We start from the raw sequence: 26,760 nt of genomic DNA, 5'->3' as shown, positions 1-26,760 counted from the left end.
AAAAAAATTCTACAGAATACTATTGAAGATGAAGACAAACAAAAACCACTTCCAGACGATCAATTAGCCGAGATTCTAAAAGAAAAAGGATACCCAATTGCAAGAAGAACTATTGCAAAATATAGAGAACAGCTTGATATTCCTGTGGCTCGAATGAGAAAGAAGATTTAATAATGTCACGAAACTTCTGATTGTTTCAGATTCAGCTATCTAAATTGAATAAATAATTATATAAAACAAAAAATCTAACCTTGAAAAAAATCCTTCCATTTTTTTCTTATCTCTTCCATCCTATTTTTATTCCAATTTTGGGAACACTTTTTTATATAAATTTTGTTGGTAATTATTTTACACTCGCTCAAAATTATTTATTGTTGTTTCAAATTATAATTATCACTTTCTTTTTACCATTATCATTTTTCTACTTGCTTCGCACTTATGGAAAAGTAGATACGATAATGCTTTCAGATTTGCATCAAAGAAAAATGCCTTTGCTTATGCAGATTGCATTAACCATAATTTTAATTACAAAAAGCGTAACAATAGATAGATTTCCCGAACTATTTTATTTTTTTCTTGGCGGATTAATTAGCACTTTTTTTGCTTTTATTTTATTGTTTATTAATGTTAAAGCAAGTATTCACATGATAGCTTTGAGTGCATTGACTTTTTTTGTAACCGGATTAAGCATGCACAATCAAATGAATAATGTATTCTTAATTGCATTACTTTTTTTTGTAATTGGTTTGGTAGCATCATCTAGATTGCAAATGAAAGCGCACACTAATGAAGAATTGATTATTGGAATTGCTGTTGGTGTATTGCCTCAAATAGTTTTATGGCTTTTTTGGCTATAAAATATAAAACATCAATCCGAGATTAAACGTGTTTAATTCTATTGGGTTTCCGTTTGTTTTTGCTGATTTAAATATCGGATTTATTCCATAATAAGCATACGCATTCCATGTATTTCGTCCTGCAGCTATATAAAATCCATATAGTAATTTATTCAAATCTTTATTTCCAATAATTTTATAAGCTGTTTCTTGACTACTAAATTTATACTTGTCATAAACCAAATAACTTAGTTTAAATCCAGTATAAATTCTCCAAAAAATATGACTTTCTGGAGTAGAATTACGCCATCTTATTTCTAAAGGTAATTCAATATAATGCAACGAAAGTTTGTTTTTATCATAACTAACTGTTGTATCAAAATCATAATTATTAGAACTTGAAGAGCTAGTAGATTCTGTAATAAACAAATTGGTGTTATAATTATTAAAAGAATATCCAAGACCAATACCTATTGCCCATGTTCGGGTTTTATTAATTGGCATATCACGAATAAAACCTGCAAAAAAACCTGGAGAAAATTTATTTTGAATTAATTCTTTGGGCGCGTTTTGTAATTTATTAAATGTTAAACCAATATAAAATTGATCTTCTCTATACAATGAATCTAGTGCATTAAAATCAATACTATCTTTTTGGGCGAAAACGCTCAATCCAAACAAAAAGAAAATTATTGATTGATAAAAACGCATATTATTTTATTTTTTGCAGAGAGAATGGGATTCGAACCCACGATACAGTTACCCATATACAAACTTTCCAGGCTTGCTCCTTCAACCACTCGGACATCTCTCTAGTTAATGCAAAGAACCATAAAATTTAGCAATAATCAAAGTTTATTGCATTTCGCCTCGCAAAGAAGTTTCAAAAATGGTTTTAAAAACATTTGGCGCTACTTTTTGTCCTAACAAGTACATTAATTTAGTAATTGCTGCTTCTGTAGTGATGTCTTTGCCTGAAATCACTCCTATTTTTTTTAGTTGCATACTGGTTTCATATTGTCCCATGGTAACGCTTCCGCCAGAACATTGGGTTACATTTATTATTTGCAATCCGTTTTTTATGGCTTTCTTTAAGGTTTGAATCAACCATTCTTCGGTTGGCGCATTTCCTGAACCATAAGTTTCTAGAATAATTCCTTTTAAGTTTGCAATTGAAATTATTGCAGATAAAACCGATTCATTTATTCCTGGGAACATTTTTACGATAACAACATTATCATCCATTTCTTTATGAACCACAAATTTCTTCGTTTGCTTTGGCAAAAACATAGCAGAATTTAAATTCAAATGAACTCCAGATTCAACTAATGGCGGATAATTGGGTGATGTAAAAGCATTAAAATGTTCGGCATTTATTTTTGTAGTTCGGTTAGCTCTGTATAATTTATATTCAAAATAAAGACAAACTTCTTGAATTACCGATTTGCCTTTTTGAATTAATGAAGCAATTTGTATAGCAGTAATTAGATTTTCTTTGGCATCAGTTCTTAAATCTCCAATTGGTAATTGTGATCCAGTAAAAACAACTGGCTTTGCCAAATTCTCTAACATAAAACTCAAAGCAGAAGCCGAATATGACATTGTATCTGAACCATGTAGTACTACAAAACCATCAAAATTATTGTAATTTTCTTCGATAATTGTTGCTATTTGAATCCATCTTTCTGGATTCATATTAGAAGAATCTATTGGTTTTTCAAAAGAAATAGTTTGTATTTCGCAATCTAATTGTTTTAATTCTGGAATTTTTTGAAGTAATTTTTTAAAGTTGAATGCTTTTAAAGCTCCTGTTTCAAAGTCTTTCATCATACCAATTGTACCACCGGTATAAATAAGTAGTATATTGGGTTTAGAGTACATTCTCGTATTTAGATTTATTCACAACAGGATTTGCATACATGTTCAAGAAACCTTCCATCATTATTTCATTTGAACAATCAATTTTCAATTCTAATCTCCGTTCAAATAATGATTTTTCATCTTCTGTGTAATGATTTTTATATTTATTGGTTTTATACAATAAATCATATGCGATATAATTTGTTGGCCATAACTTGTAGGATTGCAAAATAGAGTCATCTATTACTTGCGCCAATGCTTGAACTTGTTTGTTGGTATTATCATTTTCAATTTTAACTTTATCCAATTCTGTGTTTACAACATCACCAACATGAATATGAATACGTTTCTTCTGACCAATAATTCCGCTTAAAAGTGTAATAAAATCTTCGTTTTTTTCTTTAATATAGGTTTCAGCTTTTGCTTCGGCCAAAAGTTGTGGCATTTTTAAAGCATCTGTTGGATCATATTCATAAGATATTGAAACTGGTACAATTTTTAATTTTTTAAAATAATCTATAACCTCTTTTTCGTCAGAACCCATTCCTAGCATTTTTAACACGCCAGAATGTGTTGCATCATTTCCATCTTTGGTTCTTCCTTCTCTTTGTGCTATCCAAACTGAACGGTTTTCGCGAAGCAATAATTGTCCGATATACTCTGACATTAATTTAGAACTTTGCAATAAATCTCTTGGCGACAATCCTCTTTGAACCAAAAAATTTCTATTGAGTTTGGCTAATGTATTCATGAAATCTCGTTTTACAAGATTATCACCAATTGCAGAAGCTGTCATAACCAAACCATGATCAAAAAGACAAACATTTAATAAAGAAGTATCAAGAATTATATCTCTATGATTGGATATAAAAAGATAAGATGTATTTTTTTCTAAATTTTCAAAACCCGAAGTAGTCAATCCTTCTGATGATTTTTCTAATACTTTTTGAACAGATTGATAAATAAAATTGCATTGAAAATCACGAATAGAATGTGTTCTTCTTAGTTGTTGTTTCCACACTTCATCATCAACATCGGGAAAAGTAAAGTTCATTATTGCTTTCATCATTGGATGATTTACTGAGCTACAAATGGCTTCATTTACTTCGGCATCATAAAAAGGACGAATTGCGTCGAATTTCTGCATTTTTATTTTTTTTATAGAAACAAAATAACAAAAAAAATATGACTTTTTAGTACTTAAAAGTTAAATCCCAAAAACAACTTTAGAGTTTTCGGTAGTAATTCTGGCAATTTCTTCTATTGGAAGTTGATAAATTTCGGCTAATTTTTGGGCTACCAAAACAGTATAGCTGCTTTCGTTTCGCTTTCCTCGATAAGGAACTGGAGCTAAGTATGGCGAATCGGTTTCGAGAACTATATCTTTCAAATCTATTTGTGATAGAAATTGGTCTATTTTTCCATGTTTAAATGTTGCAACTCCTCCTATTCCAAGTTTCATTCCTAATGAAATTGCTCTTTTAGCTTGTTCAAAATCACCAGAAAAGCAATGAAAAATTCCAAATAAATCGGTTGCTTTTTCACTTTCTAAAACTTCAAAAACTTCGTCAAATGCATCACGACAATGAATGTTAATTGCCAGTTTATATTTTTTGGCTAATTGAATTTGATGCTTAAATGCTTGTTGTTGAATTTCTAAAGTAGTTTTATCCCAATATAAATCTATACCTATTTCTCCAATTGCATAAAATTTCCTTTTTGATAATTCAGATTCAACATGAGCTAATTCTTCAAGATAATTTTCTTTTACATAACACGGATGCAAACCCATCATTAAATAAATATTATCTGGAAACTGAGTTTCTATAGCATACATTTTTTGTGTGTAAGTAGAATCTATTGATGGAATAAAAAATCGTGAAACACCAGCATCAATAGCACGTTGAATCATTTCTGTTCTATCATCATGAAATTCTTCTGAATATAAATGGGTGTGTGTATCTGTAAGTATCATTATGAGTTGTGAGTTGTGAGTTGTGAGTTGTGAGTTGTGAGTTGTGAGTTGTGAGTTGTGAGTTGCAAAAGTAGTGAAAGAAAATAAACACAAAAGCCACAAAAGAATACTTTTTTTGTCATTTCGACAAAGGAGAAATCACATTAAGTTATTCAGATTATGTGGTTTCTCCTTCGTCGAAATGACAAGTTTAAGATAAAAAATCTAATCTAGCTTGTTTAATAATTTTTGAGCTTTATTATAATCTTCTGCATCTTCTGGAATTTGATTGATGTAGTTTTTACATTCGTCAAATTGGTTTTGTTTTAATTTTGATAATGCCAAGTACCAAGTTGCTTTATCTTTATAAATCGATTTTCCAGATTGTAATGTTTTTAAGTTTGTTTCTGCATCAACATATCTGTTTTCTTCTAATAATGAAATTGCATAAAAATATCTTATTTCTGGTTTGTCATAATCTTTCAAAACAATTTCGAAATTGGTTATTGCTGATTTATAATTTTTGGTATTAAATGCCTCTTGAGCAAGTTTTAAATTTTTAATTATGCTTCCTCTTTCGGTAAAAGTTGCACTTTCATGCAAATTATAATCACCATATTCTGGATTTCCTTGCATCATAAACCAAGTCCCGATAAATATTGCTACCGAAGCTGCAACTGCATAATACCATGGTTTAAAAGCAATTACTTTAGGTTTATCTTGTTTAATTTCTTTAAAATTTTCTTTAGAAATAGCTTTTAAGTTTTCTTTAAAATCTATTGTTTTAGTATCAAATTTGTTTTCTAAAAAACTATTCAAATTTTTATATATCTCAAACTTTTCTTTGATGTCTGAATCATTTTGAAGTGTTTCTTCAAAAGCAATTTTTTCTTCAGGAAGCATTTCGTTAGTTAGATAGCTTTCAAAACTTATGTATAATTCTTCTTTCATAACCTTAGTAATTAATAGATCTAAATCTAGGTGATTGTTGTATCATTTCTGTTAATTGACCTGTACAAATCGACTTTTTCTTGCGAACATAACCATAGGTTACATTAAGTTTTTCAGCTACTTCTTCCATAGTTTTTGTAACAAAACTAAGTTTGAGTACTTCTTGACATTTTTCACCAAGTTTTTGAAACATTTCATCAAATAAAGATTGTTTTTCATCAAAAACTTCGGTTTGAAATGTCATTTCTTGAACAGATTCATCTATAGATACATTTTCATCTTGTAATGTTACCTCTTTATTAGATGATTTTTTTAATTCATTCAACCAACGTCTTTTACATAGAAGAAAAAAGTAAGCGACAAACGGACAACTCAATTGTAATCCGTTAGTTTTTGCTTGATTATAAATTGTTATAAGTACTTCTTGAATTACATCTTGAGCTTGATCATCATCGCCACTATTGGTTCTAATGTAGTTTTTAACTTTTGGAGCAAACTTCTTATATATAGATTGTATAACGCTTGAGTTATTTTGAACTAAACCATCAATATACATTTGATCTGGATGAAGATTTTTTTCTGCCATAAGTATCTTATTTACTGCTAATGTAAAAATAATTAACCAATACTACAAAAAATGGTGATTTAACTTAGATAGAATTGGTGATTCAACTGAATGTTCTTATTACAATATTATAAACATTTGCAAGACAGTAAAAGAGAATCTAAAATTAATTCAGATTTAATGGGTAACAAATTTTAATGTTCTGTGATATAGTAATATAAAGTTAATTGAAATAGTGTTTTAGATTCCTTAGTTGCTCAGAATAATAAATTTGAAATTTAATTCAAATATTAAGGGTAACAATTTAAAACACTAATTGATATAACAATAGAAAACAAAATTAGAATCTGAAACGAGTTCAGATAAAAAACATTAAAACTTAGAAATCATGAAATCAAAGATTCACGAAAACCAAAAAAACAATGTTAACTTCTTGAGTAAAAAATCAATTTTAACATTAGCAATTGTAGCATTATCATTTTCAAACATTAATGCTAAAGAAGTAACACCAACTTCAAACATTATCGAAACAACTTCTACTTTAACAAGAGATCAAATTACAGAAGTTTATGATTGGAATGTAAAAACTACTCAAGGAAATTATTCTGGAACTGCAAATTCACTAGAAGAAGCACAAAAAATGATACACTTAGTAACAGTTGGTGAAGTCGTACTTGACCGCAAGATTGAAAGTTTCTTTCAAGTAAAAGAAGAAGTTGCCGACAATAAATTAAGATTATTCTTTTGGGAAGTTGAAACCTCAACAGGAAAAGCAAGAGGATTTTCAAACTCTGAAACTCAAGCAAAACTAATGATAGAATTAGTAAGCACAGGAGATGTGTTGACCTATAAAATCATTCAAAGTGCAGATTTTGAAAAATAAATTACAAAAACTGGGTAACAAAAATGTTACCCAGTTGATATAATAGTATAAAACAAAAATTAATATAAACAGAATCTGAAACGAATTCGGATTAAAAAAATTTAAAAACTTAGAAATTATGAAAACTTCAATTCACACATTAGCTCTTTTATTATTAGTATCTTTTACAATCACTAATTGTGCTCCGCCACCACCGCCACCACCACCATGTACTACAATAAACACAACTTTTAGTCAATTATACAGTACAGTAGTTGCCTTGCCTGGACATCAAAACAGCAATACATTTGATACTGAAATCCACGAATATACCTTTACACTTTCTGCTAATCAAACCATTTGTAGCATTGGTTATCAAAGTCAAACAGCTATTGCTGCAACACCTTATCTTATGGAGATTGTTGATCCTTCTAACACAGTAGTGTATTCTGGAAACCATGTTTTTTCATCTGTAAACACAAGCTATGTTTCTATTACTCCAACAGCTATTGTTGCTAATCAACCCTACAAAATTAGAAGAACAATGTTATTAGTAAATGCTGGAAATAATTTCGGAAATATAATTGGTCGAGTTGTCAATCAACCTGGAGCATTAGTGAGTTTTCCTCAAACATTTGGTATCATGACAATAACTGGAGCTAATTTTTATCAAAATGGTGGACCTTTAGTAAACTACGGAATTCCTTTTATAGATTTTGGATATTACTAGTAAATTAAAAAAAACAAATTATTAGGGTAACAAATTTTAAACCCAGTTGATATAACATTATAAAACAATAATATCTGAAACGAATTCAGATTAAAAAACAAATTTAAAACTTAGAAATTATGAAAAATTTAAAAAAAATCGGATTATTATTTTTAGCTACAATAGCTTTAACAAGTTGTTCAAAAGATGACAACAATCAAAACAATGCTCCAACTGCGGCAGCTTTCACTTCACTTAGAGATGATGCTTTGGCAAATATTACTCAAACCTTTACCTTCAATGCCGAAGATGGTTCAACAACATTTACAACTGATAAAGGAGTACAATTTACAATTAACGGAAGTTGTTTAACCAAAAACGGAAATCCAGTTACAGGACAAGTAAATGTAGAATATGCAGAAGTTTTTGATGGTGGTACAATGTTAGTAACAGACAAAACAACAATGGGAAAAATGCCAAATGGTGACATGACATTAATTATATCTGGAGGAGAATTTTATATAAATGCTACGCAAGGTGGAGTTCAACTTGATATTACTTGTAACATGCAATTAATAATTCCATCAACATTAACTGGTGGTGCAGATACTGAAATGACACTTTGGGATGGATTAATTGATGACCAAGGAAACATTGATTGGGATGAACAAGTTGAAAACCCAGCTGGGCAAAACGGAGTTTTTGTAGAAGGAACTGGAGCAAACGCACCATACTATGCTTTTTTTGGCAACTTTGGATGGACAAATGTAGATCGTTTTTATAGTGATCCAAGACCAAGAACAATGATACTTTCTGAAGCACCAAGCGGATATAATTTTGAAAACAGTGCAGTTTATCTTCACTATGATGGAGAAGCCAATACACTTGCAAAACTAGATACTTTTAATGCTGGCACAAATCAATTCTCTGAACATTATGGACAAATTCCAATAGGATTAGAATGTCATGTAATATTTGCTACAGAAGAAGCAGGACAATGGAGATATGCTATAAAAGCTGCAACAATTGCTGCTGGAGATGTTTACACTTTTACACTTGCAGAAACAACTCTTGGCTCAGAAGCACAATTAGTAGCAGCAATAAATGCACTACCATAAAGACAATAGTTAGGTTAAATTGTTAGTTTTTTTGAGAAAGCGGTGATTTATTCATCGCTTTTTTATATTTTTATTGAACCAACCAAAACAAACCATAAATGAAAAATTTATTTTTTTTATTCTTAATACCATTTTCTCTTTTCTCTTTTTCGCAAACCAAAGTAAAAGATACCATAACCAGAAGCGCTACAATTGGTTATGATAAAAAAGGAAATCTAGTTTCTTTTAAAGCTCAAACTCCTCCATTAATTCAAGTTGCTGGAGCGCCAAAAGCCAATTACAGTTATTTTTGGGAAATGGGCGATGGTAGTTTTAGCAAAGAAATAGAACCAAAAAAAGTATATAAAAAGAAAGCCGAATATAAAGTCAATTTATCTGTTACCAATAATTATGACAACGGAAAACCACCAAAAACTAGACCTAAAATTGTAGCTGTAAATGAAATTACTGATACCAATTTTACTGAAATAGCATCTTTGGCTGATACTACATCCATTCTATTATTTAAAAATCGTGAGCCAGTTCCTGATGAAGAAATTGTAGTGGTTTTTAGTTATCAAAATCCATTGGATTATTTAGCTAATGGTAAATTATATTTGTTTTATAACGACAAGGAATTTAAAAATAAAAATTTTGAATTGCTAGAAACTAGAACTCACTTTGGCGAGAAAGAAGTTTTAGAAAATGGTGTAGCAATGGTTGAAGATTATAATAATTCTAATGAAAGTTTGGCATCAAATACTTCTTATCCATCATTAAAAAACAATTTTAATACTGATGATGAGAATTTAGATTTAACACTTTTAGAAAGTAAGTCATTATTTTCAGATTCAAAAATTTTAGAGTTTGATAACATGAACGCTAAGGAAACGCGCAATGTTTTTATGACGTTTAATACAACTCCAGAAATGATTAAAGACACTAGTGCAACCGTTAGAATGAGAGGGATTTTTGTGCCCGATAGAAATTATAAAAACCACAAGAAGAAAACCCTTGAAATGGAAATTGTAACTTCTCATGATCCTAATAAAATGTCAAGTAATGCAACATTCATGAACTATAGAACGGTGAGATTTAAAACAATAAATTTTAAAACCAGATTTCAAAACGACGGTGAAGGTCCAGCAACAATGATTAGACTAGAAACAGATATTCCAGATATGTTTGACAAAAAAACATTAAAAATTGTTGATTCTTATCCAAAATGTCCAATTTGTCCAAAAGGAGAAGAAGTGAAAATTAGTTGTTTGGACACAATCATAAAAGAAAAGCAAATTCATTTTACATTCAAAAATATTTACATTCCTGGAAGTCAACAAAAAAATGTAACCGAAAAAGATTCAACCAAAGGATTTGTAAAATATTCTATGAAATTTGCCAAAGATTTTCATAAAGAAAAAACTAGAAGTAAAACAGCAATTATCTTTGATAAAAATGATCCTGTAATTACTAATTATGCTACTACAAGATTTAAACCAGGAATTTCTGTTGGAGTAAGAACAGGTTATAATTTATATTCCAAAAGAGAAGTTGGACAATCAAATCCTGATAATCCACAAACAGAAAGACCAAAAAGTTATTTTATTGGAGCTACAATTTCTCCTTATAAATCTTTTAAATATTATTGGCAATCTGAATTGTATTACAGTCAATTTAATGTAAATGGTGCATCTGAAAAAACTCCATTAGTTTTTCAACAATTTACGCCACCAATTCTTTTAAATAATGGTACTGCACTTGATGCTGGTTTTACAGAAACCACAAGTTCTAGTAAAGTCACAAAAAGTAATTTAGATATTGTTCCTGTTTCAATAAGATACAACATAAACAATTTTATTGGTGTTGGTGCTGGACCACAATTTTCTGTTTTATTAAATCAAACTGAAGAAAACACAAGAACAAAAACTTATTACGAAGCCATTTTTGACGCCACATTACCACCAGCTCCAGGAAATGAAATTCCAGAATTAAAAGAAAACAACTCAACAAAAACAAGTATAAATGCTTTTGAAAAAATGCAAACAAGTGTTTTTGCTGATATAACATTTGGCGCAGCCAGAATTGGACCAAGTGTTGGAATTAGATATTACAAAAACTTTGAAAAAGACTTTAGTTATTTGCAATTTTATGGTATTTGGAAGTTTTAATTTTTTAAACTCAAAAGTCACAAAAGAAAGAATAAATCGCATTTAAATAAATACTATTGAAAATTATACTCTTCATCCTATTCACTCAACTTGCTTTTTCACAAAGCAATACAGTTTCATTAGAAGATAGAATTTACAATGCAGTTGACCTTTTTACTTCCAATCCAAATTCTGAAAATTTAAAAATATTAGAGATTTCTGAAAAAAGTTTTCATCCAAAAACTAAACAAGAATTTTTGGCAATTATCTATTTGTATAACAACAAAGCATATTATTTAAACACTTTTGGTCAAACTCAAAATGCAATAAAAAACTATGAAAAAGCGTGGTTAGTTTTTCAAAATAAGACATCCAAAACTACTCTTCAATCTTATGATATTATTGAAACTTGCTTAAAACCTTTGGGTAATTTATATACTAAAATTGGCGATTATGAAAATGCAGAAAACATAATAAAAGAATACTTTTATATTGCAAATATTGAGAAAAATAATCCTGAAGCATTTGCACATAAATTTTCTGCAGTTTTAAATTTATCTAGTGTTTATTACTCTTCTGGAAAACATATAGAAGCTATAAATTTAATAGAAAAAACTATTAAATCTGAACGGTTAACAGACAATCAAAAAGGAGATTTATACAATAATTTAGCAAATAATTATTTTGCTGTAAATAACAATAACAAAGCGATAACTTGTTATGAACTCTCCATAAAATATTTAAAAAATTCAAATAAAACAGAATCATTATCAAATGCTTATAGAAATATTGCTTTGATAAAAAATGATTTTAAATTATTTGAAAAAGCAAAAGAAACTTTTCTTAAAAACAAGAATAATACACCAAGATCAATTGCAAAACTATATTATGATGAAGCATTTTTAAATCATCAAAACAATAAATTAATTGAAACACAAATTTCATTAGAAAATGTATATAAAATATTAATTCCAAGCTATTCAAAATCGGTTCTTCCAAAAAAGAATATACTTTATGCGGAAACAACTTTGCTAGATGCTTTAGACTTACAAGCATCGCTTTTTATAGAAGAAAATCAACCAAAAAAAGCATTAGAAGCTTATCAACTTTGTTTTTATATTGAAGAATTATTTCAATCACTTTTGGTATATGAAAATTCTAAAATTGTTAATCAAATAGCAAACCGAAATCGAACTGAAAAATGTATTTCAATTTATTTTTCACTGTTTCAAAAAGATAAAAAAACTGCTCATATTGAAAATGCTTTTTTGCTATCTGACGCAACGAAATCATCAGTGCTAAAAGATTATAAATCAAATTCAAAAACTTTTTCTAGAGAAGAAAAACTAATTCGTCAACAACTTCAAGATTGGAATAACACTATTATAAAAGAACAACAAAAAGGAAATTATGCCGATATTACATTAATAAATCAAGCCATAAAAAAACAAAATGAGTTGATGCTTTTATTAAAATCTAAAGAGGTCAAACAAGAAAATAAAGTTAACAATGATTTGAAAATAAAAGATTTATATTCTAAACTAGAAAAAGACAAAGCCGTTTTGGTTACTTATTTTTATGGTGAGCATCAAATGTATATTTTTACAATAGAAAGCAATAAAATTAAATTAGAATCTTTCAATATTGATAGCGTTTCAACTTCAAAAATTCTTCACTTTTTAGATTATTTTACAAGTAGTGAGAAGATAATTAATAATGTTTCAAATTATAATCATGATGGTTTTTTAATGTATCAAATGCTTAAACTTCCAAAAGTTGAAACAAATAAAAACCTAATTATAATTCCTGATGGTATATTAAATTTTTTGCCTTTTGAAGCATTAATCACTAAAGAATCAACTACAACTAACTTTGCCAAAATGAGTTATTTGTTAAAAAAATTTAATATTGGTTATAACAATTCGGCATGTTTTTATTTGTCATTCAATAAGCTCGATGAAACATCTAAATTTGAAAAAGAAACTGTTTTAGGAGTATTTCCAGTATTTGAAAACTCAAATTTAGAATTGGCATTTTCCAAAAAAGAAATGGAAGCCATTGAAAAGAATTTTAAAGGAAAATACCTGTCAAGAAACGAAGCGACATTTGAAAATTTCAAAACCAACGCTGTCAATTATTCTATTTTACATCTTTCAACACATGCCAATTCTGGCGATATTTATGAACCATCAAGTATAAAATTTTACGATAAAGAAATTTTTTATTCTGAATTATACAATTTAGACATTAGCCCAAATCTTGTTGTATTAAGTGCATGCGAAACCGGAATTGGAAAACTCTATAAAGCCGAAGGTGCGATGAGTGTTGCAAGAGGATTTCAGATTGCTGGCGCACAAAATTTATTGTTATCGTTATGGAAGGTAAACGATTATACAACCTCTGTTTTAATGAAAAAATTTTATATTCATTTAAAACAAAAAGATACTTATTTTAATGCCAATCATCAAGCAAAATTAGATTTTCTAAAAGATTCATCAATACCAAATGCCAAGAAATCTCCATATTATTGGAGTGCTTTTGTATATTATGGAACATTAGAAAACCAAGAATCAAATAATTATTTCATGTGGATTTGGATTGTTAGTGGAATTATTTTAGCTTTTTTAACTTATAAAATATTGCAAAGAGTTGCTAAATCAAGACACAAAGTATCTTAAAAAAATGAAAACACTTACTGTATCTTTGTAAAAACTTTTGTGAACCTTTGAGTAACAACTATGAAAGCCATTCAAGAAATTCTAAAAAAGAATAACTACAAAAAAATAAATTTTAAAGTTTCTAAAACCCAACACTTACTAATTAAAGCAAGTATAAATGGCATAAAAGGAAACTTTATTCTTGATACTGGCGCAAGCAATAGTTGTGTTGGCTTTGAAAGTATAGATAAATTCACTCTAAAAGCTACCAAATCTAAAACCAAAGCAGCTGGTGCTGGAGCAACAGGAATGTTTACACAAGAAGCCAAAGAAAATATACTGCAACTTGGCAGATGGAAAAACACGAATTTTAGTTTAGTTATTTTCGATTTATCTCATGTAAATCTTGCGCTAACACAACACAAGGCAAAACCAGTTGATGGAATTATTGGTGCCGATATTTTACTTGATGGAAAAGCAATTATTGATTATTATAATCATTGCTTGTATTTGAAATAAAAAAAAATTCTCGTTTAACAATAATTCTTACAAATGTTTTTTATATATTTGAATTATAAACATTTATATATGAAAAAATTATACACTTTCGTTTTATTCCTACTTTTAAGTCTTTCATCCCATGCACAGATTGTTGCTTATGACGATACTTTCGCAACAAGTAACTGTAATGGTGGTTTTCAAGTTAATGTATTGGTTAACAATAATGGTCAACCAGATACGTTAAACGGAGTTCAAGCTGATGCTGGTGGAAATGTAATTGTTACACTTGTAGACAATCCTTATCCATGGTTGATAAATTTTGACGAAAACACTGGAGATGTAATTATATTTAACGGATCACAAGCAGGATCTTATACTTTTACCTACAAAATATGTGATATTGCAAATCCTACAAATTGCGATTTTGGATATTTTACAATATTTGTTTACGGAGCACCAATCGATGCAGTTAATGATGATTTTAATTTAAATCCAATTAGCAACACTACTGGAGGAACTGCTGGAAATGTATTAATTAATGATTCCGTTTGTGGTATACTTGCGATTCCATCTCAAGTGACTTTAAATATTATAAGTTCTACATCAGGAATAACATTAAATTACAACGGAAATATTGTTATTGCGGCAGGTACAAGTCCAGGTGCTTATGTTGTCAATTATTCAATATGTGAAGTTTTAAATCCTATTAATTGCGATGCTGCATCGGCTTTGGTTGTCGTTACAGGTAGTTCAAATATTATTGCCAATTATGATAATTTTAGTGCTTCTAATTATCCCAATACAACAACTGCAAGTGTTTTTATTAATGACACATTAAATGGAAATCCTGTAAATGCATCTCAAGTTACTGTAACTGGATTAAATTTACCTCCTGGATTTACATTAAATGCCAATGGTACAATTTCTATAGGAAATGTTTTAGAAGGTACTTATTACATTCCCTATCAAATATGTGATAATTCAAATCCAAGTTCTTGTTATGCAAATTATGCTTATGTTGTAGTTTTCAAAAACAGAATTTTAGGCACAGTAAGATTTGATGCAAACAACAATGGTTGCGATGCAAGTGATGCTCTATTAAATAGCATTAGTGTTAAAAATGTAAATGGAACTTCAACTTATAATAGTTATACTGGATATGGTGGTTCGGGTCAATATTATTTAATAGGCGATTTTGGAATTAATACTGTTTCTGTCAATTTACCAACCTATTTTACGGTTTCGCCAGTCAATCAAGTTTTTAATTTTAGTACGCCAGGAACTACAACAGCTGCAAATTTTTGTGTAACAACAAATACTAATGTAAATGATTTAGAAATCATTTTAATTCCTACTAGAAATGTTATTCCAGGATTACCAGTTATTTATACTATTTGGTATAAAAACAATGGTAGCACAACATTAAGTGCTCAAATAACAATGCAATTTGACAATGCTAAAATGTCTTTTTTAAGTAGTTCACCTTCACCAAATTCAACAACAGCAAACACTGTAACATATACAATTTCGAATTTGGCACCTTTTCAAAGCGGCTTAATTAGCAATACGAAATTTTCAGTATTTACACCACCAACTGTAAACTTAGGTGATATTGCAACTTTTACAGGAACGATAACTCCTGTTGCAACTGATGCAACACCATTAAATAATACAAACACCATTAATCAAACGGCTGTAAATTCACAAGATCCAAATGATATTGTAGTTCACGAAGGTGCAAATATTACCTTAAATCAAGCACAACAAGATTATTTACATTACACCATAAGATTTCAAAATGTTGGAACCTCAGATGCAATAAACATAAAAGTTGTTAATGATATGGATGCAAAATTAGATTGGAGTACTTTTCAATTAATAAACACAAGTCATAACTGTAGAGTAAAAAATAAAAATGGGCATAATGAATTTTTATTTGAAGGAATTAATTTACCTGGAACAACTAATGAACCTTTGAGTCATGGTTATATTTCGTATAAAGTGAAACCAATTGCTACAATTGCTGTTGGAAATGTGATTCCGAATACTGCTAATATTTATTTTGATTATAATGCTCCAATTGCAACAAATACTGCTAGCACAACAGTAGTCAACAATTTAAATACAGATGCTTTTAACTTCAATAATTTTAATTATTATCCAAATCCTGTAAAAAATAGTTTTACAATTTCTAATGATAAAACAATTAATGAAATAGAAATTTTTTCTATTTTAGGACAAAAAATGATGGATAAAAAAGTAAACGATTTGCAAACAGAACTAGATTTATCTGAATTTTCTAACGGAGTTTATTTTGTGAAAGTTACCTGTGACGGTCAAGAAAAAACTTTAAAAGTAATTAAGGAATAGATTATGAAAAAAATATACACTTTAACCTTTTTATTTTTAATTAGTTTTAGTTCATTTGGGCAAATTGTGGCGAATGATGATGGACCAATTACAGTTTCATCTTCCACAACTACAACAACTAATATTAATGTATTAACAAATGATACACTTAATGGCGCATCAATTAATACTTCTCAGATTAATTTAACAATGATTGTTAGCTCACATCCAAACATCATTTTAAATAATAATGGAACATTATCAATATCATCAGGAATATCAGCTGGAACTTATAATTTAACTTATCAAATTTGTCAAATATCAAATCCAACCAATTGTGAAATAGCAATTGTAACAGTAATTGTTACAAATGCATCATTTATTGTTACTTGTGAAGATATATATATTGATAGTTCTTCACCACCTGGTGCAAATCCTGGAGATACAGTTGTATATAATTATACAATTACCAATACAAGTTCAGCAAGTACGGCTACTCTATCAAATATTCAAGGAACATCAAATATTCAAGGAAATATTGAAACATTATCTGGCGGACCAATAACTTTAATTCAAGGAGAATCAAATAGTACTTCTTTTACAAATACTTATACATTTTCGCAAGCAGACATTGACCAAGGATTTGTAAGTAATTATTCAAATTTTGCAGCAACTGATGTTGATGGTAATACTATTTATGCATCTACTACTGACCCAACTCCTTATGTTATTACTTTCTTAAATTGTCCTACATGTACTAATGTTCTTATAGCACAACAACCAAGTGTTTATTTGCAAATGGATGGAGAATATATTGACAGTAATAATAACGGCTCTGTTGATATTAACGACACAATACGTTATACAAGTATTGCTATAAATGGTGGAAATGTTACTTTATATTCTTCTTCAATTAGTTACAGTAATATTTCGTTAATTAATAATGTTAGTTCGATAAATGTTGGTCAGTATAGCGCACCAATAATTTCAAATTATCAACTAACTAACCAAGATATTTTAAATGGTTATGTTTATAATTTTGCAACTATTAACGCAACTTCAACTAGTGGTCAGAATGTAACAGATGATTCAACAGATCCAACACCTTGTGGTAGTTGTCCTCCAAATCCTTCAAATCCAAATAGTTATTATTCTTATACAATTGTAAAATTGCCTCCACTTGCGTTGCAAATTAATGGCAACTATCAAGATTATAATGCCGATAGTTATGTTTCTGTTGGAGATATAATTCAATACTCATATTTAATTAACAACGCCGATTTAAACTATTCAATTGATAATATTAGCATGATAGTTACTAATGCAACTCTTTCTGGAAATAGCATTTCTTTGCCACCACAAAATCTTAATAATACCAATTTTACAGGACTACATATTATTACTCAAGAAGATGTCAATAATGGTTCGGTTACAACATCAGCAACCGCTACCGGAACAATTAATAGTGAAAATATCTCGGTAAATAATGAAAAAATAGTTTTTTTAAATGTAAGTGACGGAATAAAACTTAATGCATTTATTGATGTAAATTCTAATGGACTTCAAGATGGTTTAGAACAAAATGTTGCCTTCGGATATTTTGAATATCAAATAAATGGAGGAGTAACCCATAACATTTACACTTCAGGTGGAAACCATACTATATATGAATCTAATCCAACAAATATCTATAGCTTGAATTTTTATTGTTCAAACTACAGTATTGCAATACCTAGCTATACCAATGTAAGTGTATCTATAAATTCTGGTATAACCACTTATAATTTTGCTTTAACACCTGTAACAATTCTTCAAGACTTAGCAATTTTATTGTACTCAACATCTGAATTGCCTAATCCTGGTTTTTCTCATACGAATAGGTTATCTTATAAAAATCAAGGTACACAAACTATTATTTCAGGAACTATTACTTTTAACAAAAATAATGTTGTGAACATTACTAATGTTTCGCAAACAGGAATAACATCTTCAAGTAATGGTTTTACATTTAACTTTACTAACTTATTGCCAAATGAACAACGATTTATTGATGTAACCATGTTAGTACCAACCATTCCAATTGTTACATTGGGTCAACAAATTACTAATAATGCTAGTGGAACAATAGCATCTTCTGAACTAAATATAAGTAATAATTCTAGAAGTTTAACACAAACTATTGTTGGTTCATACGATCCAAACGACAAAACAGAATCGCATGGTGGACAAATTTTACATTCAACCTTTTCTGCATCAGATTATTTAAATTACACTATTCGATTTGAAAATACAGGAACTGCTAACGCAATAAACATTAGAGTTAACGATGTTTTAGATGCAAAACTTGATGAAACAAGTATTAGAATGGTTGATGCAAGTAATACTTATTTTTTAGAAAGAGTTGGAAATGTTTTAAACTGGAGATTCAATGGAATAAATTTACCTCCATCTCAACCAAATACTCAAATCGGTCATGGTTATATTAGTTTTCAAATAAAACCAAAACCTGATTATGCTGTTGGTGATATTATTCCAAATTATGCCGATATTTTCTTTGATTTTAATCCTGCAATTGTAACCGATACGTGTTATACTGAATTTGTAGCGGCATTAAACAATCCAAATTTTAACTTCAATAATTTTAATTATTATCCAAATCCTGTAAAAAATAGTTTTACTATTTCTAATGATAAAACAATTAATGAAATAGAAATTTCTTCTATTTTAGGACAAAAGATGATTGCTAAAAAAGTAAACGATTTGCAAACAGAACTAGATTTATCTGAATTTTCTAACGGAGTTTATTTTGTGAAAGTTACCTGTGACGGTCAAGAAAAAACTGTTAAGATTGTGAAAGAGTAAATGCAAAAAAAAATGTAAACAAGTACTTACATCAATTTATTAATTTATTTATTTTTGAATTATTGATGTAATTAGTTATTATTAAAGCAAAAAAGAAATCTTTAAAGTCGTTGATAATTATTATTAGCGACTTTTCTTATTAACAATAGCACAAGATTATGTTAATTTCATTTATTATTTCTTAGAAAAATAATTTACAAGTTAATTTTGTAATAAACTTTTAACAAATAAATCATGAAAAAAATTAAACTTAACTCAGCATTGGTTTGATAATGATTTTACAATTATCAAGTTGCTCCAAAGAAGACAACACTGTGAACTAAGTAACAGTTACTACAATAAATTCAAATGAACCAGAAGGTGAAAATTTCAATATCTTATTTTGAAAAGTGAATAAAATTGTAGAGAGGAGAAAATATAAAATAATACTTTCAAGAACAACCAATCCAAAAAAATTGGCTCAAAAACAGAAATAGATTCAAACGATAAAATTGAATCCTGTTATTTTTAACACTTTGTTAAAAATGAAAGAATGTATTATTCAACTCAAGTTCTAAATGGGTTTAAAGTATCAGTAAACATGAAGTGAAAATTTATTTAGAAAATCGTTAATTTTAAAAAATTTAAATCATGAAAACAGGTAATAAATTATTAATGTTGTTGTTTTTTAGCTTTTTATTGGGCTGTACAACAAATAGTATAAATGATTATGTTCCACAATCAACTTCATTTGAATCAGAAACTCCAGGTGCTCCAGTTGGCGATAAAAAACAACATTTTAAAGTAGGAGATTTAATTTCAAATATTGTAGTATCGGGTTCAAATATTAAATGGTATGAAAAAGAATATTTAACCGTAACTGTAGTTAACAATGGTAAAAACAATAAACAATTGTATCGATTAATACCATTAAATTCTTCTGATTATTTAATTAATGGAAAAACATATTATGCAACACAAACAATAAATAAAAAAGAAAGTGTAAATATGTTGGAAGTCACAATTTTTTTAACTTTTGGATCAAATTAACTAAATTTTAGTTTAAAAAATCTCATTTATTTATTAGATGAGATTTTTTATTTAAAGAAAAATAAGCCACAATTGCACTAACAAACATTAAAATTCCACCTAAAACAAATGGTGCACCAGCAAACTGAAATGGTGCTTCTTTATGTGTAAAATAATAAAAAACTGTAGTCATCATTGGCGGTCCAATAATAGCCGAAGCACTCATTAAACTCGATAATGTTCCCTGAATTTCGCCTTGCTCGTTAGCAGGAACTTGACTAGAAATTACAGATTGCATCGCTGGTCCAGCAATTCCGCCAAGGCAATACGGAATTAAAAACACAAACATCATCCAGCTTTGTGTGGCCAATGCAAACAAAAACATTCCTATAGAATATAAAGCCGTTCCAAGATAAATACTTTTTTTATTTCCTAGAATTGGATTTATCCAACGAATTAATCCGCCTTGAACAATACCTACTAAAAGACCGATAACTCCAAGAGAAATTCCAACCATTTTTTCATCCCAATTAAATTTATACATTGTAAAATAACTCCAATTTCCATGTACTGCATGAGAAGCAGTATATAATAAAAATATAGAAACAACTAACCCAATAAGCTGTGGATATTTCTTTAAATTTAAAAAAGCACCAATAGGATTGGCTCTTTTTATATCAAATTCTCTTCTGTTTTTTAATGATAATGATTCGGGCAAAATAAAATAACCATAAATAAAATTTATTAAACATAATACTGCTGCTGCGTAGAATGGAACTCGTGAACCATATTGACCTAACAATCCGCCAATTACTGGTCCAATAATAAACCCGAGTCCAAATGCGGCACCAATCATTCCAAAGTTTTTGGCTCTGTTTTCTGGAGTGCTTACATCTGCAATGTAAGCTGATGCTGTTGTAATACTTGCGCCAGTTATTCCAGCAATTATTCTTCCTATAAATAACCACATAATTGTTGGAGCAAATGCCAGCAACAAATAATCCATAGAAAATGCAAAAAGCGAAATTAATATTATTGGTCTTCGTCCATATTTATCACTAAGATTTCCAATCAATGGGGCACAAATAAACTGAGTAATTGCATAAGCAAATGTTAGCCAACCACCAATTTTGGCAGCTTCGCTAATATCACCATTTATTAATTCTTTGATTAATTTTGGTATAACCGGAATTATTATTCCCCAACCAGTTATATCAATCAACATGGTTATAAAAATGAAACCAATTGCCGCTTGTTTTTTATTTTTCTTCATTTTAAATTATAATACACAAATAAACAAAAAATCTCGTCTAGATTATCTAAACGAGATTTTATTATATAAATATTAAATAATTGGTTTATTAAGAATTAGATTATATATTTGTGTAAAAATTTTAAACTTAAAACAAAATTATGAAAAAATTATTTTTATTTATTACAGTTTCTGTATTAACATTATCAATCAGTTCATGTTCTAAAGACGATGCTACTCCAAGTATTGGTGGTACTGTTACATTAAAAATCAATGGTACTGCAAAAACTTTTAATACTGTTGTTGTTGACGAACAGGTTTATGAAGCTGGAACTGTTGATGAATACACAGAATTAACTGTAACAGCAGCAATTGGATCTAGCACTACAGAAATTATTACTTTTTATGTTGATCAAGAAGATCTTGGCTCAGGCGCTATAAATGGTTTTTCTTATTCTAATGGTTCAACATTATATACAAGTTTTAGTTCTACTTTAAACACTAATGTAACTACTAATTCTACTGGCAAAAAACTTGCAGGTAATTTTTCAGGTACTTTAACCGACTTTAATACTGGAAATAGTGTTGCAATTACAGAAGGTTCATTTAATATTCAATATTAATTTTAAAAAAATTAATATTTACTTAACCCGATTTGAAAATTCAAATCGGGTTTTTTTATTTAGTAATTTAAAAAAATAGTAACTTTGAAATATATGTCTAAGTAATTTATGTTTAAATCAAGAAAAGATACCGTTTATGTAGTTCTTGCTGGAATATTTATAACCAATGCAATTGTTGCCGAACTCATTGGAGGAAAACTGATTGATGTTGGCTCAGCAGTTATGAGTATTGGTATTTTGCCTTGGCCAATAGTTTTTGTAACTACCGATTTAATAAATGAATATTATTAATATATAATAAATTCTAAACGACTATTGTCATCAAAAATTACTTAAAAACTATATTGAGTAAATATCATTATTTAATTTTTTAAACGCTCTTTTAGAAATTTATTTTCTTCTTCGAGTTTTAAATTTATTTTACAATATAATGTAATTTGCTCTTTTAAACTATTTATCAATTCTTCACTGTAATTATTTGTAACTACAATACCCGAACCACCACTACTATTGTCGTTATTTGTATGTTTTATTTCTATTTTATCTTCTCCTATGAGTTTGGAAACATCAACTTCTAATACATTAGCAATATTTCTTAGGGTTTCGATATCCATCTTATACTTGTTATTTTCAATTTTTGAATAGGTACTTTGATTAACACCAATTGCATCATAAATTTCTTGTTGCTTTTTATCTTTTTCAATTCTTATCTTTCGTATATTTTCTCCTAAATTCATAAAATGTTAAATTAGTAATTCAAATGTAGTGCAAAAATTCATATTTAGAATGTTTTATTTTAATAGAGAATGTTTTATTCTGTTAAAGAATAGATTATGTAAGAATATCAAACTAGTTTTGAATTATTCTTACATTAATATTATAGATTTCTAGTGCACAAGAAGTAAAAAAGTTGATGTAATAAAAAAACATTTATTAATCTTTAAAATTATTTATTATGAAAAATCTAATTTTTGGCTTATTTTTATTATTTATTACGAGTTGTTCAACTGAGAATGAATCATTAAATGAATCTAAAACCTCAAGGATACAGGAAATAAAAAATGAGAAAAACATTGCTGTTCAAAGAGTTATGTACAATCTATTAACGCCTGATGAAAAATATCGATTATGGTCTGAAAAAATCGATAATATTATCAAAGATAAAAATCTTAATATTGAACAGGTTAGTTTAATTAAAGAAGTAAAAAGTAAATTAAATAAAAATTATTTTGATGATTCATATACAGATGATAATAAAGAGATATTTAAAGTTGTTTATTTAAAAGAGTTTTTTAAAAAAGCTAAAGCTAATTTTAGTGATGATTTCATCTACTTAAACTTTTATACAATAAACACTTCAAGAGTAGAATTTGTTGATGATAATCCAAATACAGCTTGTGCATGTTACAAAGGAACTACTGTTTGGTCTTGTGGTGTAGTTTCGCCTTACACATGTAAAACACCTGCAAATCCTTGTACTTCAAAAACGACAGGTTGTGGATTGTGGTGGCAAGATCCTTGCGATGGTAAATGCCTCTAAAATTATTTTATTAAAAAAAATGAAAGTTAAAATATATTTTATTTCTTTATTATTAGTACTTTATTATACCAATTTAATTGGTAGAATGCATGGAATATACTTTCATTATATAGTTACAGGTATTGTCAATTTTATACTTACATTTTTATTATTAAAAATAAATCCGTTTAAAAAAACGGGTTTATTTTTAATAATTCTTCCTTTGTTTTTACTAACGCCTTCAATTATTTTAGGATTTATAAACTTTATTCCTAAACCCGGATTTATAGGTCACTTTATGTATCTTATATCTACATTTTTTGGTTTTTTATTATCAAAAAGATATAATGCAAAATTAATAATTTTATACTCTTTAATATATTTTTCGCTTGTATACAATTTTGATAATATTAATAATTACTATTATTACAAAATGTCAAATCTAAAAAATGGCAGTAAAAACTTTAATTTTCATAATGTAAAACTTAGTGACAAATTTGGAAAGAGTGTAGAAATGGATAAAGATAAAGTATACCTAATTGATCTTTGGGCATTAAACTGCGCTATTTGTATTCAAAATTTTCCGGAATTCCAAAAAGTAAAAAATTATTATAGTTTAAATAAAAATGTAGAAGTAATAACTGTAAATATATCTGATTCAAAAGATGAAATTGATAAATCAGAAAAAATAATAAAAAAATTTAATTTTAATAATTATTATACAAATAGAGATATTTTTAAAAATCTTAAATTCAATTCAATACCTCAATATCTAATTGTTAATAAAAAAGGAGAAATAAAGTACTTTGGAACTTTAAATATCAAAAACAATGAATCTTTCAATAATTTCTATAAACTTGTAAATAATGAGCTTTAAATTTAATAAATTATATGTTTTATTTTTTTTAATTATTTTGAACCAAATTTCCTGCAAAAATGAAAAAATAATTAAACCTATTGCAGAGTTTGAAAAGAAAATTAACTTTGGAAAAATAAGATATGGCAATAAGTTGACCAAGACTTTTAATATCAAAAATACATCAAATGAGAATATTAAAATTTATGATATTAAATCAAGTTGTGGTTGCGCTGTTCCTAAAATAGATGATTCTATAATTTTACCCTATTCTTCTAAAAAAATTAAAGTAGAATATTCGCCTAAAGAAGAGGATATAGGTATGGTTAATCAAACTATAATTATTAAAGCAAATACAGAACCTAGTTTTTTAGTTCTATATTTAGAAGGAGAAGTTACAAAATAAAATTTCTGTCAACTTCTAATTAAAATTAATAGCATGCAAAATAAATTTATTATTTAAATATATTTTATAGAAGGTTTATTTTTTAGAACAATTATTAGAATCAAAAAAAAAAATTAGTTAAATTTCAAGACCTCGATTCAAAATTGAATTGAGGTTTTTTTATGAAAATTATTTAACTTTTATTCTATTTAATATGCATTTGATTATTAAAAAAAATAATACCTTTGGTTATAAGCGATTTTTATTTATGTTTAAATCAAGAAAAGATACCGTTTATGTTGTTCTAGCTGGAATATTTATAACCAATGCAATTGTTGCCGAACTCATTGGAGGAAAACTAATTGATGTTGGCTCAGCAGTTATGAGTATTGGTATTTTGCCTTGGCCAATAGTTTTTGTTACAACCGATTTAATAAATGAATATTTTGGCGAAAAAGGAGTTAAAAAATTATCGTTAATTACTGCAAGTTTAATTTGCTATTGTTTTGTCTTATTGTATTTTGCAATGAAAATTCCAACTTCTAGTATTAGTACGGTTTCTAATAGTCAATTTGGTGCTGTTTTTGGTCAAAGCATGTGGATAATTGTTGGAAGTATTGTTGCTTTTTTAGTTTCACAATTTATAGATGTAACCTTATTTCATTTTCTTAAAAACAAAACTGGAAACAAAATGATTTGGTTACGAAGTACTGGTTCGACAGTAATTTCACAATTATTTGACAGTTTTATTGTGTTAGGAATTGCTTTTTGGGCAACAGGAATTATGACTACAGAGCAATACATAAAATCTGGATTTACTGGATATTTTGTAAAATTAATTATTGCAATATTGATGACGCCAATAATTTATCTTGGACATTATTTAATTGAAAAATATTTAAAAAGAGAATAATATTAAAAAAAACACTAATTTTACTATATGATTTCAAAAAGTCAACAAGATATCATTATCAAAGTTTTAAAACCTTACCAGCCAAAACGTATAGGTTTATTTGGTTCTGTGGCTAGAAATCAAGAAACATCATCTAGCGATATTGATATTTTATTTTCTCTAAAAAATCCAATTGGATTATTTACTTTATCTGATATACATTTTGAATTGGAGGAAAAACTTAATAAAAAAGTAGATTTGGTTTCAGAAAATGGTTTAAATAAATTCTTAAAAGATAAAATTCTAAAAGAAGTTAAATACATTTATGAAGTTTTATAATACCAAACTATTTCTTTTACACATCATAGAATGTGCTGAAAAATTGGGAGAAATAACTTCAACTACTTCAAAAGTTGAATTTCTAAACAGTTGGATTATTCAAGAAGGAAATCTCAAAAACTTTATTGTAATTGGAGAAGCTGTTGCTAATATTGATGAAGAAATTAAACAAAAATATTCTCATATAAATTGGCGAGGTGCAAAATCGATGCGTAATTTTATTGTTCACGAATATTTTTCTGTAGACTTAAGTTTTGTATGGGAAACTATATTAGAAACTATTCCGAATTTCAAAAAAATGATATTACTCAAATCGTAAAAGATTTCGATTAAAAATGAAAACAAAAATACGTTGTGCATGGTGCGAAAAAGATGATTTATACAGAGATTATCATGATAACGAATGGGGAAAACCAGTTTATGATGACGATTTACTGTTTGAATTCTTAATTTTAGAAACTTTTCAAGCTGGCTTGAGTTGGTATACTATTTTATCTAAAAGAGAGAATTTTAGAAAAGCATTTCATGGTTTTGAT

At 28.0% G+C, this 26,760-nt stretch carries 26 protein-coding genes, 1 tRNA gene and 2 pseudogenes; 20 read left to right on the top strand and 9 right to left on the bottom strand.

The window, feature by feature from the left end; genetic code table 11:
- Window positions 1–171, top strand: a pseudogene (locus ACH2BO_RS15435) (RNA polymerase sigma-54 factor); the annotation flags it as partial.
- Between the two features lie 80 nt (window positions 172–251).
- Window positions 252–857, top strand: coding sequence for a hypothetical protein (locus tag ACH2BO_RS15430; RefSeq protein ID WP_395045621.1), 606 nt, complete (start codon window positions 252–254; stop codon window positions 855–857).
- Here the strand turns inward: ACH2BO_RS15430 and ACH2BO_RS15425 are convergent.
- From ACH2BO_RS15425 to ACH2BO_RS15395, 7 genes are all read right to left on the bottom strand, one after another.
- Entirely contained in the window at window positions 852–1,547 is a 696-nt protein-coding gene (locus tag ACH2BO_RS15425) for a porin family protein (protein WP_395045620.1), read from the bottom strand. The two genes, ACH2BO_RS15430 and ACH2BO_RS15425, sit on opposite strands and share 6 nt — an antisense overlap.
- Before the next feature lie 16 nt (window positions 1,548–1,563).
- Window positions 1,564–1,650: transfer RNA gene (locus tag ACH2BO_RS15420), tRNA-Ser, on the bottom strand.
- Between the two features lie 41 nt (window positions 1,651–1,691).
- Window positions 1,692–2,717 (bottom strand): asparaginase, encoded by a 1,026-nt coding sequence (locus ACH2BO_RS15415; protein ID WP_395045619.1) that lies wholly within the window; start codon window positions 2,715–2,717, stop codon window positions 1,692–1,694.
- The gene (locus tag ACH2BO_RS15410; protein WP_395045618.1) at window positions 2,707–3,843 is read right to left on the bottom strand and encodes a 1-acyl-sn-glycerol-3-phosphate acyltransferase; all 1,137 of its coding nucleotides are present in this window, start codon (window positions 3,841–3,843) and stop codon (window positions 2,707–2,709) included. Before ACH2BO_RS15410 ends, ACH2BO_RS15415 begins: the two co-directional genes overlap by 11 nt.
- Before the next feature lie 60 nt (window positions 3,844–3,903).
- Complete coding sequence (locus ACH2BO_RS15405) at window positions 3,904–4,671, bottom strand: TatD family hydrolase (RefSeq protein WP_395045622.1); 768 nt, start codon at window positions 4,669–4,671, stop codon at window positions 3,904–3,906.
- Window positions 4,672–4,875: 204 nt separating this feature from the next.
- Window positions 4,876–5,601, bottom strand: a complete 726-nt coding sequence (locus ACH2BO_RS15400; RefSeq protein ID WP_395045617.1) for a tol-pal system YbgF family protein — start codon at window positions 5,599–5,601, stop codon at window positions 4,876–4,878.
- A 4-nt stretch (window positions 5,602–5,605) separates the two neighbouring features.
- Complete coding sequence (locus ACH2BO_RS15395) at window positions 5,606–6,187, bottom strand: RNA polymerase sigma factor (RefSeq protein ID WP_395045616.1); 582 nt, start codon at window positions 6,185–6,187, stop codon at window positions 5,606–5,608.
- 367 nt (window positions 6,188–6,554) lie between these two features.
- Here ACH2BO_RS15395 and ACH2BO_RS15390 point away from each other — a divergent pair, with 367 nt between their 5' ends.
- The 9 genes from ACH2BO_RS15390 (at window position 6,555) to ACH2BO_RS15350 (ending at window position 20,379) form a co-directional block, all read left to right on the top strand.
- Window positions 6,555–7,049 (top strand): hypothetical protein, encoded by a 495-nt coding sequence (locus ACH2BO_RS15390; RefSeq protein WP_395045615.1) that lies wholly within the window; start codon window positions 6,555–6,557, stop codon window positions 7,047–7,049.
- Window positions 7,050–7,167: 118 nt separating this feature from the next.
- Entirely contained in the window at window positions 7,168–7,758 is a 591-nt protein-coding gene (locus ACH2BO_RS15385; protein WP_395045614.1) for a hypothetical protein, read from the top strand.
- A 119-nt stretch (window positions 7,759–7,877) separates the two neighbouring features.
- A complete protein-coding gene (locus ACH2BO_RS15380; RefSeq protein WP_395045613.1) occupies window positions 7,878–8,855 on the top strand; it encodes a hypothetical protein in 978 nt (325 codons plus the stop codon).
- A 98-nt stretch (window positions 8,856–8,953) separates the two neighbouring features.
- The gene (locus ACH2BO_RS15375; protein ID WP_395045612.1) at window positions 8,954–11,002 is read left to right on the top strand and encodes a PKD domain-containing protein; all 2,049 of its coding nucleotides are present in this window, start codon (window positions 8,954–8,956) and stop codon (window positions 11,000–11,002) included.
- Window positions 11,003–11,058: 56 nt separating this feature from the next.
- Window positions 11,059–13,659, top strand: coding sequence for a CHAT domain-containing protein (locus ACH2BO_RS15370; RefSeq protein ID WP_395045611.1), 2,601 nt, complete (start codon window positions 11,059–11,061; stop codon window positions 13,657–13,659).
- Between the two features lie 60 nt (window positions 13,660–13,719).
- Window positions 13,720–14,157 (top strand): retropepsin-like aspartic protease, encoded by a 438-nt coding sequence (locus ACH2BO_RS15365; protein WP_395045610.1) that lies wholly within the window; start codon window positions 13,720–13,722, stop codon window positions 14,155–14,157.
- Window positions 14,158–14,226: 69 nt separating this feature from the next.
- The gene (locus ACH2BO_RS15360) at window positions 14,227–16,509 is read left to right on the top strand and encodes a T9SS type A sorting domain-containing protein (protein ID WP_395045609.1); all 2,283 of its coding nucleotides are present in this window, start codon (window positions 14,227–14,229) and stop codon (window positions 16,507–16,509) included.
- Between the two features lie 3 nt (window positions 16,510–16,512).
- Window positions 16,513–19,350 (top strand): T9SS type A sorting domain-containing protein, encoded by a 2,838-nt coding sequence (locus ACH2BO_RS15355; RefSeq protein ID WP_395045608.1) that lies wholly within the window; start codon window positions 16,513–16,515, stop codon window positions 19,348–19,350.
- 630 nt (window positions 19,351–19,980) lie between these two features.
- Window positions 19,981–20,379, top strand: coding sequence for a hypothetical protein (locus ACH2BO_RS15350; RefSeq protein ID WP_395045607.1), 399 nt, complete (start codon window positions 19,981–19,983; stop codon window positions 20,377–20,379).
- A gap of 22 nt (window positions 20,380–20,401) precedes the next feature.
- On the opposite strand, the gene ACH2BO_RS15345 is transcribed toward ACH2BO_RS15350, so the two are convergent.
- The gene (locus ACH2BO_RS15345; protein ID WP_395045605.1) at window positions 20,402–21,631 is read right to left on the bottom strand and encodes a TCR/Tet family MFS transporter; all 1,230 of its coding nucleotides are present in this window, start codon (window positions 21,629–21,631) and stop codon (window positions 20,402–20,404) included.
- 140 nt (window positions 21,632–21,771) lie between these two features.
- Here ACH2BO_RS15345 and ACH2BO_RS15340 point away from each other — a divergent pair, with 140 nt between their 5' ends.
- Together ACH2BO_RS15340 and ACH2BO_RS15335 are read left to right on the top strand one after the other, a co-directional pair.
- The gene (locus ACH2BO_RS15340) at window positions 21,772–22,233 is read left to right on the top strand and encodes a hypothetical protein (RefSeq protein WP_395045604.1); all 462 of its coding nucleotides are present in this window, start codon (window positions 21,772–21,774) and stop codon (window positions 22,231–22,233) included.
- 108 nt (window positions 22,234–22,341) lie between these two features.
- A pseudogene (locus tag ACH2BO_RS15335) lies at window positions 22,342–22,521 on the top strand (VUT family protein); the annotation flags it as partial.
- Between the two features lie 74 nt (window positions 22,522–22,595).
- Here ACH2BO_RS15335 and ACH2BO_RS15330 read toward each other — a convergent pair.
- Window positions 22,596–22,970 carry a helix-turn-helix domain-containing protein gene (locus tag ACH2BO_RS15330; protein WP_395045603.1) on the bottom strand — a complete coding sequence of 125 codons (375 nt, stop codon included), beginning with the start codon at window positions 22,968–22,970 and terminating at the stop codon, window positions 22,596–22,598.
- A gap of 218 nt (window positions 22,971–23,188) precedes the next feature.
- On the opposite strand from ACH2BO_RS15330, the gene ACH2BO_RS15325 reads away from it, so the two are divergent.
- The 7 genes from ACH2BO_RS15325 to ACH2BO_RS15295 all read left to right on the top strand — a co-directional run.
- Window positions 23,189–23,773 carry a bacteriocin fulvocin C-related protein gene (locus tag ACH2BO_RS15325; protein ID WP_395045602.1) on the top strand — a complete coding sequence of 195 codons (585 nt, stop codon included), beginning with the start codon at window positions 23,189–23,191 and terminating at the stop codon, window positions 23,771–23,773.
- Window positions 23,774–23,792: 19 nt separating this feature from the next.
- Window positions 23,793–24,629 carry a TlpA family protein disulfide reductase gene (locus ACH2BO_RS15320; protein WP_395045601.1) on the top strand — a complete coding sequence of 279 codons (837 nt, stop codon included), beginning with the start codon at window positions 23,793–23,795 and terminating at the stop codon, window positions 24,627–24,629.
- Window positions 24,619–25,014, top strand: a complete 396-nt coding sequence (locus tag ACH2BO_RS15315; RefSeq protein WP_395045600.1) for a DUF1573 domain-containing protein — start codon at window positions 24,619–24,621, stop codon at window positions 25,012–25,014. The genes ACH2BO_RS15320 and ACH2BO_RS15315 overlap by 11 nt, the downstream gene beginning before the upstream one ends.
- Window positions 25,015–25,261: 247 nt before the next feature.
- Window positions 25,262–25,906 carry a queuosine precursor transporter gene (locus tag ACH2BO_RS15310; RefSeq protein ID WP_395045599.1) on the top strand — a complete coding sequence of 215 codons (645 nt, stop codon included), beginning with the start codon at window positions 25,262–25,264 and terminating at the stop codon, window positions 25,904–25,906.
- A gap of 27 nt (window positions 25,907–25,933) precedes the next feature.
- A complete protein-coding gene (locus tag ACH2BO_RS15305; protein WP_395045598.1) occupies window positions 25,934–26,224 on the top strand; it encodes a nucleotidyltransferase family protein in 291 nt (96 codons plus the stop codon).
- Window positions 26,211–26,543, top strand: a complete 333-nt coding sequence (locus ACH2BO_RS15300) for a DUF86 domain-containing protein (protein ID WP_395045597.1) — start codon at window positions 26,211–26,213, stop codon at window positions 26,541–26,543. The genes ACH2BO_RS15305 and ACH2BO_RS15300 overlap by 14 nt, the downstream gene beginning before the upstream one ends.
- A gap of 16 nt (window positions 26,544–26,559) precedes the next feature.
- On the top strand, window positions 26,560–26,760 hold a 201-nt coding region (locus ACH2BO_RS15295), incomplete at its 3' end, for a DNA-3-methyladenine glycosylase I (protein ID WP_395045596.1).

This window comes from Flavobacterium sp. (genome assembly GCF_043773265.1).
Taxonomy (GTDB): Bacteria; Bacteroidota; Bacteroidia; order Flavobacteriales; family Flavobacteriaceae; genus Flavobacterium.
Note: the sequence above shows the minus strand (reverse complement) of the source record. Positions and strands in the feature narration are given on the sequence as shown.